We start from the raw sequence: 11556 nt of genomic DNA, 5'->3' as shown, positions 1-11556 counted from the left end.
TCACCCTCCTGTTTTTCCGAAGGCGACCTCGAGGCCGCCGATCACGCGGACTTCCTTCTGCATGAGCTCGAGCAGGAGCCGGCCGACCTTCGAGTCGGTGGCCCGGATCTCGAGCACTGCGGCCGGGCCCGCGCCGGTGCCGGGCCGGCCCATCAGCGGCGCCATGCGCTGGCCTGCAGCCGACGCTGCGCCCGGGGGCGGAGGCTTGACCAGGCTGGACATCTCCCGGTCCAGTGCGGGCGAGCCGTCCTTGATGCCCTCGACGACACCGGCGGGGATCCATCGGCCCACCACCTCGGCCATCACCTTCGACGGCGAGGAGATACCGAGCGCGTCGGCGATAGGGCCCGGGATGATGCTCTTCGCCCAGCCGGTCAGGGTGTCGGCCAGCCAGCCGCCCATGGACTTGATGCCGTTCCACAGGCCGCGGACGATGTCCATGCCCTTGTCGTAGAGCAGGGAGCGGACGGAGCCGATCGCGCTCATGAGCCGCCCGGGCAGGCCCCGCAGCCACGAGACCAGGGCCATCGCCTTGTCGACCGTGCCGGTCTTGATCTTGTCCCAGTGCTGGACGAACCACTTGACCAGGGGCAGGTTCGTGATGAAGTCGAGAATCATCTGCCCGACCCCGGTGATCTTTCCCCAGATCCAGTCCCAGGCCTTACCGGTCCACTCCTTGATCTTGTCCCAGTTCAGGATGATCAGGGCGACCAGGCCCACGACCAGGGCGATGATCCAGCCGATGGGGCCCATGGCGATCAGCCACTGCGCGGCCATCGTCGCCGCCCAGATGACCGCACGCGCGGCCATGATGGCGAACTGCGCCACAGCGGTGACCGCAGCCCGCACCACCGCCGCCACCCAGGTTCCGATCGACACCAGCGCCGAACCCATCCATGCGCCGGCGGTAGTCGCCGCCGACAGGATCGCTGCCCCAGCGATACGGGCGTAGGCCATCAGGCCCATCGCCATCATGCGGGACCAGTTGCCGATGACCGTCCACGCCGAGGCGGACATGACGGCGTGCGCCGCGGCGACGACCGTGGAGACGGCCGAGTAGACGAGCATCGCGCCCTTCACGACCAGCACCAGGGCGGCCAGCCCGGCGAGGGTGTACATGAGCGGGACCATGACTCCCTGGTTCTTCATCGCGAAGTCGGCGAACCCGCCGGCCGCTTCGCCCAGCTCGCCCATGACCTTGCGCTTGAACTCCTCGAGCGCGGCCTTGGGGTTGTCGCCGACGGAGGCGACCAGCCTGTCGGTGGAACCGGCGGCCTTGTCCATGCCCGCGGCGGCGGCCGCCGACGCAGGATCGAGCGCGAACAGGGAGGCGCCCATGACGTTGCCCGGGTCGCCGAACAGCGCGGCCGCCGCATTCAGCTGCACGGTCTCGTTCTTGGCCCCCCGTAGGCCGTCCATGGTCTTTTGCAGGGCCAGCTTGGCGGAGTCGCCGCCCTGGCCGAGCAGCTTGGCCATCTCGGTGGAGTTCAGGCCGATGCTCTTGAACGCGTCGTCGACCGCGGTGCCGCCGGCCAGGGCCCGCTCGCCGAACTGGCCGATGGCATCGGCGACCTGGTCCGCGTCGCGGGCACCGGCCTTGAGCGCCTGGGACAGCAGGCCGGTGGCGGTCTGCCCGTCCAGGCCCACGCGGCGCCACTGGGTCGAGTATTCGTTGAGGGTTTCGAGGTAGTCGCCGCTCTTGTCCGCGCTGGACTGCAGGCCGGTGGTGATGATGTCGAACGCTTCCTCGGCCGAGTCGGCCAGGCCCGTGCGCATCAGCTGACCAACCGCCGCGGTTGCCATTGTGAGGTCCTGGTCGAACGTCTCGGCCAGGGCGAGTGCCTTGGTGGTGACGCCCTCGAGTCCGCCCTCGGCGGCCGAGACGTCGCCGATGTTCTGGTGCACGCCCTTGATGGCAAGGTTGACCGTCTCGATCGAGTCGCCCCACGCGTTCTCGTACACGCTGGCCGCTACTTTGGACAGCTCGGCCGCCTCGGCCGGGCCGACACCGAGCTGTGCCGCGAGCTTGTCGCCCGCCGCTTCCATGTCCAGGTGTGTCATCACCCCGACACCGAGCGCCGCGGCGAAGCCCGCGCCGATGCCGGCGGCCGCGGTGTTGAGCCGCTCGCCGAACTGCGAGACCTCGCCGGACGCGTTGTCCCGGGCAACGAGGTTGAACACCAGAGAGGTGTCGGACACGGCGCCTCAACTCCTCTTCATCTTCTCGGCCTGCTCGTCCATGTCGCGCTTGTAGGCGTCGAGCCAGTCGAGGGCGGCGTCTGCCTGCTCAACGGTCATGAGGTCCCACTGCCAGGGCTTGATCCCAAGGAGATGTGCGGCGTTGCCGAGCTGCCTCAACCGGCGATCGGCAGCCCCGCTTTTCCCTCTTCACCGCTGTCGTCGAATGCGCCCTCGATCTCCTTGTCCAGGCCGGTGAGGATCGCCGCCAGTTCGTCGCCGTGCTTGGCCTCGACGACCTGCTCGCGGATCAGCTCGAGCTCCTGGCGGGAGTACTCGAGGGTGAGCTCGTCCCAGGCGAAGTCGACGTCCTCGAACCGGGTCTTGGGGTGGTCGCGCCGCAGGAAGGTGAACAGCAACGCCCGCCTGCAGAGCGAGTTGCCCTGCATCACGTCGGTCGTGAACTGGGAGAAGTTCCGGCCGGTGCGCCGCTCGAGGTCCTCCCGCTCCACCGACATGAGTTTCTTCGGGTTGTAGCGCCAGCGGGTGGGCTCGTCCTGCCCCTCGGGCTTGTACACCAGGAACACGGGGTCTCCTATCCTTCGTCGACCCGGGACGCGATGCGCCGGGCCATGTCGTTCATTGCCTCGAGGACGGCCTGCCTGAACTCGCCGTCGCGGCCCTCGAAGGACTCGTCGAACCAGTGCCGCTTGCCGTACTGGGTGCGCCACGGTTCGTGGCCGTAGGTGAGGGTGCGCCAGCCGCCGTCGCGCCGGTTGGTGCGTTTGGCGGCGTTGGCGAAGCCGCGCAGGCCGGGTGTCTTGAAGGCCTTCACGCGGGCGCCGGACCAGCGGCCGCCGAGCTTGACCTCGGGCCGGATCTTCTTTGCGATCCCCGAGCGCAGGCCGGGCGAGGACGTCGACAGGCCCGCGCTGCTCATGGCCATGATGTTGGACTTGGCCAGCGCAGCCGCGGGCTTGAGGACCTCGCGCATGTTCTTCGCCAGCTCTTTGCGCAGGAGCTTGGCGTCGGCCTGCGAACGGATCGCCCGGACCAGGGAGTCGAGCCCCTCGTGGGTGCACTCGAGCTCGAACGGCGGGCCGCTCATCAGCTGGTCGCTCGGGTCACGGCCCCGCTTGTCGGGTAGCCCACGGACACCGAGGCCTCGTCGCCGACGCTGCCCTCGATCGGGTTCCACCCGTTGATCAGGACGCTGCCGGAGTAGGACGGGTTCGACGTTCCGACCGCGGCCTGGTCGAGCCGGGTCACGAACGGAACGACGGTGCCGAGCAGCGGCCACATGATCGAGTCGATCTCGGTGGCGGCCACGTCCTGGAGGAATTCGATGTTCACCTCGCCGGACTTGAGCCCACCGAGGACTTCTTTCCAGCCGAGGCTCGCGTAGGTGGTGACGTCCTTGTCTTCCACCTCGACGGTGACCTCGGCCTTACGGATGTACTCCGAGAGGTCGGTGCCGTTGAGGGACAGGAACTGTGCGAGCAGGACCATCTTGGCCATGGGGGATCACCTGATTCCGAGAGAGACGGCGAACATGAACGAGGGAGTAGTGCCGGAGACGGTCCAGGCGACCCGGTAATGCGTGTCGGTGATCGCGGTGCCGTCGGTACGCAGGATCTGCCCGCCGGCCGCGGTCGCCGCGTTGAAGGTGAGGCGGGTGGTGGCCGAGGCGAACGTGTCGTCCTCGTCGGACTCGATGCTCACCGTGAGGGACGGTGTGGTGCCGGCGGCGGACAGGACATGCACGGCGGCGTACAGCCGGTGCCCCGCGCCGACAGCGCCCAGCTCGAGCGCCGTGCCGGAGCCGGTGGCGGTGCGGGCGGTACCGGGCGGGTGCCCGATCTGCCCACGCACCAGCGGCCAGGACGACTTGACCGCCCCCGCCCACGGCGCGATCTCACCCACGGCCTCGCCGAACTTGAGGTCGGCGCGCATGCCCTTGGTGAAGTAGGCCAGCGCGCCCACGATCGAGTCGTTGGGGCACACCGTGTACGGGCCGAGCCCACCGAGGGCGGACCAGGAAGCGTCGTCGACCTTGGACGGGTCGCCAGCTTCCCACTGGCCCTCGCCGGAGATCTCCGCGGAGCCGAGCCCGGCGAGGACTTCTTTCCACCCGCCGGACCGGTAGTTGGTGGCGTCCTTGTCCTCATACTCGGACGTGAGCTCGATCTTGTTGGACGCGCCGGAAAGGTCGGCGCCCACCGCGAACAGGCGGCAGTCGAGCAGGATTTGCTTGGCCATTACGCGCTCCCCTCTCCGATGACCTTGATGATCAGTTCTGCACCCAAGTACTGGGTGCCCTGGTGCTCGTACCAGCGGTAGCCCTGCACGCGCATGACGTGCAGGTCGTGCGCCAGGCCGCCGAGGGCGTAGTCGCCCGGGGCCCCGCGGGCCGCCTCGATGGCGGCTTTCAGGGACGCGGCGCCGGAGCCGGACAGCATCGCGTCGAGCAGCCGCTGTGCGGCCTTGTCGTCGGTGCGGCTGACCAGCACGCGGGCAGTGAGCTCGACCTCGTCGAGGCTGCGGCGCATGGCCTTGTCGAAGTCGACGGAGTACTCGCCGCAGAAGAACCCGGGGGTGGTGATCGCGTCCGGTACGTAGCCGGTGCACACGAGCTTGCCGATCCCGTCGGGCAGGACGACCGTGGCGGCGGCCGCCGCGATCGCGTCACGCACTGCAGCCATCTGCATGTGCCGCCCCCTTATCCGAAGCCGGGCAGGACGAAGTGCTCGATCAACGCCCACACATCGGGATCACGGCGGGACAGTCGGACGACGCCCCACTCAGCCGACCCGGTCACGCCCTCCGGCGAGTCCTTCCTCTTGTAAAGGCGGGAGGCCTGGATGAGCGTGGCCTGCTCGATCTCCTCCGGTACGGCGGGCCAGCCCCACCGGGCGGTGACCCGAACGCGGCTGGAGCCGTAGCCCCAGCTCGAGGACGTGGTCAGCAGGGAGGTGATGGCCCGGCCGCGCACGAGGGCGTTGTCCGGGCCGGTCTCGTAGGTGGTCACGGCCGTGTACGAGCCGCCTGCCCCGGTCTCCACCAGCGTCGGCGCCGCGCCGGCGTCGTCGATGAGAAGCCGTGCGCCTGCGTCGTCGCACACCACCCGCCCGTGCGGGTTGAACGTCCGCGCGGTGGCGGTGGAGTCGAGGTAGAAGCGTCGGCCGGTGGCCCGGTCGATGCTGCGGGACGCGGCGGCGAGCGCCATGTTCAGCAGGTCATCGCGGGTGGTGTCGTCCTCCTCCACGTTGAGCTGCTGCTTGAACGTGGCCAGTTCGGCGTACTCGTTGGCCACGGCCTACTCCTTGCCGGTGTCGCCCTTGGCGGGACGCTGCCGGCGCCTCGAGGCGGGCTTCGCCTCAGGCGGTTTGGACACTTCGCCCTCGGGGGCGGCCGCGATCTCTACCTTGTCCCGGTCTTCGACCTTCTCGGCGATGCCGGAGGCGACGAGGTGCGCGGCCTCGACGGTCGGCAGGTCGGTCACCTTGCCGATCTCGGGCCACCGCTGGCCGTTGCGCGTCCCGGACATCTGGACCTTCATGCGGATCTTCACGACGGCCTCCTGTCAGCGGGTGACGGGCGAGTAGCGGGGGGCACTGAGCGCGAAGTGGCAGCCGATGACGCCGCCCGTGGTCGCGCCGGTGGTGACGATGACGGCGCGCAGGTAGCGGCGGGTCGGGCCGATGCCGACCTCGAAGACGGTGCTGTCGTTCGCTTCGACGACGGTGGGCAGGCTGCCCTGAAGCAGCGAGGCGGAGACGGCGGTCCAGCCGGTGGTGCCGTCGGCCGAGTCCTGGACGGTCACCGCGTGGGAGCCGTCGGTGACGGCGCCGGTGGTGACGATGAGCGTGGCGTCCTGCATGCCGCCGTTCACGGCCCGGTCCACGGCGGTGCCGTTGTCCGTTCCGTCGGTGACAGCCCCGGGCGCGAGGGACACCTTGTACAGGGTCCTGTCGTACTGAGACACGAGGTCCTCCTCATAGCGCCCGGCCCTGGCCGCGGCGAGGCGATCAGGGCCGGGCAGAGAGCGGTCAGCTGGCCGCGCCGCCGGTGAACGTCTTGACGGCGCCGGTCAGGTCGACCAGGGCGCCGTCGGCGCGCATCTTGGCGCGGAAGGTAACCAGGTCGGAGCCGAACGCGAAGTCGTCCGACCGCTCGAACTGGATGCCGCCCGCGATGCGGATGTAGTACTGGCTGAAGTCGCCGAACAGGATCGACTCCGCGGCGACGTCGATGTCCGCCACGTTGGGGTCGATGAGCACGGGCTTGCCGAGGATGGTGTCCGGCTGGCCGACGACGAGGGACGGCTGCCACACGTAGACGCCTTCGGACGTCTTGAGCTTGCGGACCGCGGCGGCGGTCTGGTCGTTCATCATCCAGTGGCAGGCGGACGACTTGCGGTACGGGGCGATGACCGAGTGGAACAGGTCGATCAGCAGGTCCGCGCCCTGACCGGCGGTGGCCTGTGCACCGAAGCCGCCGGCCACGGCCGCCGGGCCGGTGACGCCGGCGGACGCGTCGAGGACGATGCCGCGCGGCTTGCCGGATCCGTCGCCGGTGATGGCGTGCGCGCCGAACGCGTCACCCAGCGCCCGGCCCGCGGACCGGGCGAGGTAGCCCTCGAGGTCCACGCCTGTGTCGTCGACGAGCTCGCGGGACATCTGCACCAGGCGCCCGTACTTGTAGGCGCCGAGCTCGACCTGCCCGAAGGTGGGGTCGGACTCGGAGAAGGTGGAGCCCTCGGTCTGGAGTGCGGCCGTGGTGTGCGCCGTGGTCTTGGGGATCTGGAGAGTCTCGCCGGAGGCGGTGTTCAGGATCGTGGCACCGGAGTCCATGATCGCGGCCGACTCGGTCATGTGCTCGACCAGGCGGGCGTAGAACGACGTCGGCACGGTGTTGCCGCCGGCCGTTGCGCTGCCCTTGGTCAGGTCACGCATGTGGACCGGGGCCGGGGCGATCGTGAACGAGCGGGCGCTGGTCTCGCCGCGCAGGAACGCGCGCAGCTCGTCCACGCTCGGGCTGCCCGGTCCGCCGCCCTGCTGGCCGCGGGGCTCCCCGCGCAGCTTGGACATGGCGTCCTCGGCGTCCTTCGCGCGCTGCTCGCCCTCGAGCACCGCCCTGATACGGGAGTCGAGCGCGTCCAGCTCCGAGTTGAGGGCGGTCCAGTTGGACTCCTCCTCGCCGGAGAACGTGCGGTTCTCCTCGGCGGCCTTGTCGGCCAGAGACTTGGCCTGCTCCCAGACGCGGGCGCGGCGCTCCTGAAGTGTCTTTGCAACCTCGGACATGGTCCGATCTCCTGACTGTGATTCGGGGTGGGGTCCGAGGTGGCTGTCGGCCTGCCTCGCATGCCAAAGGCCCGCACGACGGCGGGCCCGAAGGGGTATGTCAGGGGGTGGCTGTCGGCCTGCCCCAGGGGGTTACAGGTGCGGGGACTCGCGGCGGGCGAGTAGCGCCATACGGGCGGCGGCGCCCAGCGTCGCGGGCTTGGCCGGACCAGGGCCGTCGGTGCGGCGGAACAGCTTCCGCAGCTCGTCCTCCTGGGCGAGCTTGCGGACCTCCTCGAGCGGCGCGTCCATGTGGTGCGCCAGGGATCGCAGGCCGGCCGATGAGTCGGGGTATGCGGGCACGTTGACCGGGGCGACGTCGACCAGCTGCGCGGCGAGCAGGGTCCGCTTGGGGAATCCCTGATCAGTCATGCCCCAGTCGTCCTCGATGGTGCGGAACGCGAAGCTGGATTTGCGCACGTCGCCCCGGGAGACGAGCTCGAGGATGTCGGCGCGTGCCTGCGGCGGGTCGACGTCGTACAGCAGTCCCTGGTCGTCGATGGACAGGCGCAGCGTGCCGCCGGCCACCGTGCCCAGGAGCATGTTGTCGTCGTGGTTGTAGCGGGCGATGACGTCGGGCCAGCCGTCGCCACGGGACTTGTTGAACGCCCGCGCGTCGACAACCTCGACGAAGCCACCCAAGTTGGACGACTCACGGTTGAAGACGGCGGCGTAGCCGTTGATGGTGCGCTGCTCGGCGGCGGCCCGCAGCTCGACGGGCACTGGCGTGTAGCGCCTCTCAAGGTCAGCCACGGTCGGCCTCCTCACTGGATGGGGACATGCGGTCGTCCTGGCGGGCGAGGATCGCCAGGCGGGCCTCGGCTCCCAGGGTCTTGCGCTGGGACGGGGCCTCAGCTTCAGGTGGATCGGGTTCGGCGGGGGCCGGGGGCGCGGGTGCTGGATCGGCGGCGAGCAGCGCGACGGGCATGTACGTCCGGCCCTGGCCGTCCGGCAGCGGCGGCAGGTCCTCGAGGGCGCGGATCTCGTCACGGTTGCGCCAGCCGTTGGTGAGCGCGATCGCATGCGCCTGGTAACGGGAGAGCGTGTCGGTTCGGATGGTCGCGTCGACGTTGAAGCGGACGAACTCGCGGCCGGGCATGAGCGCGGACAGTTTGCTCTCGATGCGCACCAGCCACGGCAGGAGCGTCGTGTCGGCAAAGTCGATGCGGTTCAGCTCGACCGTGGAGTAGGTCATGCTGCCTCCGGTGTCGCCGCCCACCTTCTCTGGCGGGACGCCGTAGATGGCCGCGATCTGCGAAGCGTTCAGCCGCATGGTCTCGATGAACTGCGACTCCTCCGGGTTCACCTGCAGCGCCGCGAAGTCCCAGTCGGATCCGTACACCAGCGGCTTGCGGGCACGCACCCGGGCGGACAGCCGGTCGCTGATCTCGTCGGCCTCGTCCGGTGAGAGCGCCTTGCTGCCGTTTTTCAACGTCCACGGCGGGGTCCCGCCGTTGTCGAACCAGGACAGGCCGTACTCGGTGGCGGACAGGCCGACGCCGATGGTGCGGGCAAAGTGCTGCACCGGCGACAGGCCGACCACCTGGCCGGGCAGGACCACCCACGGGATGTGCACGATCTGCTCGCGCGGTACCTCCTGGCCCTGCCAGTAGAAGACCGGCAGCGTCGGCCGGGACTCATCCACCCAGACGTCGTCCGGGTTCAGCCACTCAATCGACGTCGGGAACCCGAAGTCGTCCCGAGCGGTAATCAGTCCGTAGGCGTTGCCGCGCAGCGCCATCGACACCACGAGCTTGTGCAGCCACTCGAAGAGGTTGTCGCGGGCGGCCGGCTGGAACAGCAGGGAGGGAACGAACGTCAGCATCTCGCGGGACGCGCCGTTCTTCCGGTACGTCTGCACCGGCAGCGACGCGATCGAGTCCGCGAGGATCCGCACGCACGCGAACAGCGGGATCAGCGCGAGCGCACGCTCCGGCGAGGCGAAGTTCGTGAGCGATCCGCCGGAGCCCCACGGCAGGGACGTGATGGCCCGCTTACTGACACCTGCGGCCCAGCGGAACGGCGCCGTCAGCACCTGCCCCATGCGCCGCCACACACCCGACGCGCCAGCGCCTCGAGTTGGGCTCACCATGCATCCCTCCTCATAGCACCGAATCCAGTGGGTCGTAGTCGTCCAGGACGGCGGGGCCGCGCACGATCAGCGCCCAGCGGGCCAGCGTCACCGCCACGAACGGCGAAACGTCGGCGAGTGAGCTGGTTCGGTCCAGTTGCCAGGCGTCACCGACCCGGCGGGTACGGGCGCCGTTCACCGCAGCAGTCAGCGGAGCCTGGTCCGTGTGCCGGACCGCGCCCTGCCGCATGGCGTCGGCCATCTGCCCGCAGGCCTCGACGATGTCGGTCGTGCGCATCACGGCCAGGTGGCCGCGGTGCGGTTGATCTTTGCTCTCCGGGGCGGTGACGCCGGCGGCGACCAGGTCGTCGATGAGCGACCCGGCCGGTGCGCCCGAGGACGCGACCGCCACAGCGAGCGGGTTCCACAGCTGCTTGAGCCGCACCACCGCAGGCACCACCCAGTCGGTGCCCGCGCGCCGGTCCAGCAGCTCGAGATGCACGCGCCCATCGGGCCGCATCACGGCCGCCGAGATGGACGAGGTGGCCCGGTCCTGCGATACGTCGATCGCGAACGCCATGTCACCGGCCGGCTTCAACTTCGGGTCGGCCAGCGCCGACCACTCAGCCTTGGGCACGTTCGGGTCGGACGGCGGCGTCGGCTTCCTCGTCCGGTTCAGGTAAGCCCGGTCGAACTCCGCGGGGTCGAGCTTCTCCAGCTCCGCCCGGATGACCGCCTCGGTCACCGTGATCCCGAGCGCCGGAAGCGTCGCCCGCCAGGTAGCCGGGTCGTCGCGCGGCATGTCCTCCGGGGCGAACCACTCGAAGTAGGCGATGCTCGGGCGCAGCGCGCCCGGGTCCTCGGCGAGCGCAGCCCACAGAGCTTCGATCACCTCGCGCCCCGCCTTGCGCTTCTTGTTGAGGAACGTCGACTTCGTCGTACCGCCGGCCGACGCCCACCACAGCTGGGCCATGGCCCGCGTCAGCATCGCCGGAGAGAACGCGGCCTCGAGCCGGTCGTCCTCGTGCGCAAACGCCTCGTCGATGAACCCGAGATCCAAGACGGGGCCATGGCCGGCCTTCTCCGTGTTCGCCGTGATGCCCATCTTCGAGCGGGTCGCCGGCCACAGAATCGCCTCGTTGCCGTTGCTCTTGCGGATCCGGGCCCTCGACGACAGCTCAGAGGCGGCGATCTTCTCCCAGAACTCGTCCTCCCACCGCTGCCGGGCCATGCCCCGCGTCTGCGCCGCGTACACGACGTTCTGCCGCTGCCACGCCATCGCCCGGTGCACCTGCGCGCCCAGGCACAGCTCCGTCTTGCCCTGCTGACGGGGCACGCTCAACCCGACGTTGCGGTGCGCGAACAGGCCCGTGTCCGGGTCGATCTCCAGGGCGACGTCGCTGACGTACTTCTGCCACGGCATTGGCGGAGCACCGAGCTTGGCCATGACCTTCCACAACTTCGGACCGAGCGACTTGCGGTCCGGGTGACGCGGCGTCCCCCACCGCGGCGGACACGTCAGCCCGTACCGGTCCTCCAGATCCGCGGCGAACTCACTCGGGCTCTGCCAGGTCTCCGAGGTCATCGTCGTCGTCATCCGTGGCCCGCCCCTCCAGCAGCTGGGCGAGCGTCTGCCGCAACTCTCGGTTGAGCTGCGGGAGCTGCTTGCCGTCCTCCCCACCACCGGTGTCGATCTCGCGGGCTAGCCGGTACGCCATCTCCGACAGCGACGGCTCCACGCCAGTCAGATCACCGAGCTGCTCGACGTCGTCCCGCACCGCCTGCTCGACCGGGCCACGCGCGCGCGGGCCCACCGCCGGCGGAGGCAGTTCAGGTGCATCGTTGGTGGTCACAGCCTGCCTCCATGATCATCGCCTGGGCGTCGGGCCCGGGGGGAGAAAAAAAAGAGCTGGGCGCGGGGCTGGGAAGATGATCTCTCCAAAAGATCACGGCGGATCCGGCCGG

At 69.7% G+C, this 11556-nt stretch carries 14 protein-coding genes; all 14 read right to left on the bottom strand.

Translation table 11 applies throughout. From position 1 onward, the window contains the following. The 14 genes from ABZ070_RS02400 to ABZ070_RS02335 all read right to left on the bottom strand — a co-directional run bounded on the left by ABZ070_RS02400 (nucleotide 1) and on the right by ABZ070_RS02335 (nucleotide 11444). Nucleotides 1-2199, bottom strand: a complete 2199-nt coding sequence (locus ABZ070_RS02400; protein ID WP_356629027.1) for a phage tail tape measure protein — start codon at nucleotides 2197-2199, stop codon at nucleotides 1-3. 155 nt (nucleotides 2200-2354) lie between these two features. After that, nucleotides 2355-2765 carry a hypothetical protein gene (locus ABZ070_RS02395; RefSeq protein WP_356629025.1) on the bottom strand — a complete coding sequence of 137 codons (411 nt, stop codon included), beginning with the start codon at nucleotides 2763-2765 and terminating at the stop codon, nucleotides 2355-2357. 8 nt (nucleotides 2766-2773) lie between these two features. Beyond that, nucleotides 2774-3286, bottom strand: coding sequence for a hypothetical protein (locus tag ABZ070_RS02390; protein ID WP_356629023.1), 513 nt, complete (start codon nucleotides 3284-3286; stop codon nucleotides 2774-2776). Then, nucleotides 3286-3696: a hypothetical protein gene (locus tag ABZ070_RS02385; RefSeq protein WP_356629021.1), complete on the bottom strand. Its 411-nt coding sequence runs from the start codon at nucleotides 3694-3696 to the stop codon at nucleotides 3286-3288. Before ABZ070_RS02385 ends, ABZ070_RS02390 begins: the two co-directional genes overlap by 1 nt. Before the next feature lie 6 nt (nucleotides 3697-3702). Continuing rightward, entirely contained in the window at nucleotides 3703-4437 is a 735-nt protein-coding gene (locus ABZ070_RS02380; RefSeq protein ID WP_356629019.1) for a hypothetical protein, read from the bottom strand. Further along, nucleotides 4437-4886 carry a hypothetical protein gene (locus tag ABZ070_RS02375; protein WP_356629017.1) on the bottom strand — a complete coding sequence of 150 codons (450 nt, stop codon included), beginning with the start codon at nucleotides 4884-4886 and terminating at the stop codon, nucleotides 4437-4439. Before ABZ070_RS02375 ends, ABZ070_RS02380 begins: the two co-directional genes overlap by 1 nt. An 11-nt stretch (nucleotides 4887-4897) precedes the next feature. Next, a complete protein-coding gene (locus ABZ070_RS02370) occupies nucleotides 4898-5491 on the bottom strand; it encodes a head-tail connector protein (protein WP_356629015.1) in 594 nt (197 codons plus the stop codon). A gap of 3 nt (nucleotides 5492-5494) precedes the next feature. Further along, on the bottom strand, nucleotides 5495-5749 hold the full coding sequence (locus ABZ070_RS02365) for a hypothetical protein (protein WP_356629013.1): 255 nt from the start codon (nucleotides 5747-5749) through the stop codon (nucleotides 5495-5497). Nucleotides 5750-5761: 12 nt separating this feature from the next. Continuing rightward, on the bottom strand, nucleotides 5762-6163 hold the full coding sequence (locus ABZ070_RS02360) for a hypothetical protein (RefSeq protein WP_356629011.1): 402 nt from the start codon (nucleotides 6161-6163) through the stop codon (nucleotides 5762-5764). A gap of 64 nt (nucleotides 6164-6227) precedes the next feature. Then, nucleotides 6228-7481: a phage major capsid protein gene (locus tag ABZ070_RS02355; RefSeq protein ID WP_356629009.1), complete on the bottom strand. Its 1254-nt coding sequence runs from the start codon at nucleotides 7479-7481 to the stop codon at nucleotides 6228-6230. Nucleotides 7482-7613: 132 nt separating this feature from the next. Continuing rightward, nucleotides 7614-8273, bottom strand: coding sequence for an HK97 family phage prohead protease (locus tag ABZ070_RS02350; protein WP_356629007.1), 660 nt, complete (start codon nucleotides 8271-8273; stop codon nucleotides 7614-7616). Beyond that, nucleotides 8266-9612, bottom strand: a complete 1347-nt coding sequence (locus ABZ070_RS02345) for a phage portal protein (RefSeq protein WP_356629005.1) — start codon at nucleotides 9610-9612, stop codon at nucleotides 8266-8268. The genes ABZ070_RS02350 and ABZ070_RS02345 overlap by 8 nt, the downstream gene beginning before the upstream one ends. Before the next feature lie 10 nt (nucleotides 9613-9622). Continuing rightward, nucleotides 9623-11188 carry a terminase gene (locus ABZ070_RS02340; protein ID WP_356629003.1) on the bottom strand — a complete coding sequence of 522 codons (1566 nt, stop codon included), beginning with the start codon at nucleotides 11186-11188 and terminating at the stop codon, nucleotides 9623-9625. Then, nucleotides 11145-11444 carry a hypothetical protein gene (locus tag ABZ070_RS02335; protein ID WP_356629001.1) on the bottom strand — a complete coding sequence of 100 codons (300 nt, stop codon included), beginning with the start codon at nucleotides 11442-11444 and terminating at the stop codon, nucleotides 11145-11147. Before ABZ070_RS02335 ends, ABZ070_RS02340 begins: the two co-directional genes overlap by 44 nt. Between the last annotated feature and the right edge of the window lie 112 nt (nucleotides 11445-11556).

The organism is Streptomyces sp. NPDC006283, from assembly GCF_040613325.1.
Lineage (GTDB): Bacteria > Actinomycetota > Actinomycetes > Streptomycetales > Streptomycetaceae > Streptomyces.
The sequence above is the reverse complement of the archived record's forward strand: the minus strand, read 5'-3'. Positions and strand labels throughout refer to the sequence as shown.

Excerpts from the sequence above, each read along its gene's own strand:
- ABZ070_RS02340 (WP_356629003.1), bottom strand. The coding sequence starts at position 11,188 with ATGACGACGACGATGACCTCGGAGACCTGGCAGAGCCCGAGTGAGTTC.
- ABZ070_RS02345 (WP_356629005.1), bottom strand. The coding sequence starts at position 9,612 with ATGGTGAGCCCAACTCGAGGCGCTGGCGCGTCGGGTGTGTGGCGGCGC.
- ABZ070_RS02355 (WP_356629009.1), bottom strand. The coding sequence starts at position 7,481 with ATGTCCGAGGTTGCAAAGACACTTCAGGAGCGCCGCGCCCGCGTCTGG.
- ABZ070_RS02380 (WP_356629019.1), bottom strand. The coding sequence starts at position 4,437 with ATGGCCAAGCAAATCCTGCTCGACTGCCGCCTGTTCGCGGTGGGCGCC.
- ABZ070_RS02390 (WP_356629023.1), bottom strand. The coding sequence starts at position 3,286 with ATGAGCGGCCCGCCGTTCGAGCTCGAGTGCACCCACGAGGGGCTCGAC.
- ABZ070_RS02375 (WP_356629017.1), bottom strand. The coding sequence starts at position 4,886 with ATGCAGATGGCTGCAGTGCGTGACGCGATCGCGGCGGCCGCCGCCACG.
- ABZ070_RS02385 (WP_356629021.1), bottom strand. The coding sequence starts at position 3,696 with ATGGCCAAGATGGTCCTGCTCGCACAGTTCCTGTCCCTCAACGGCACC.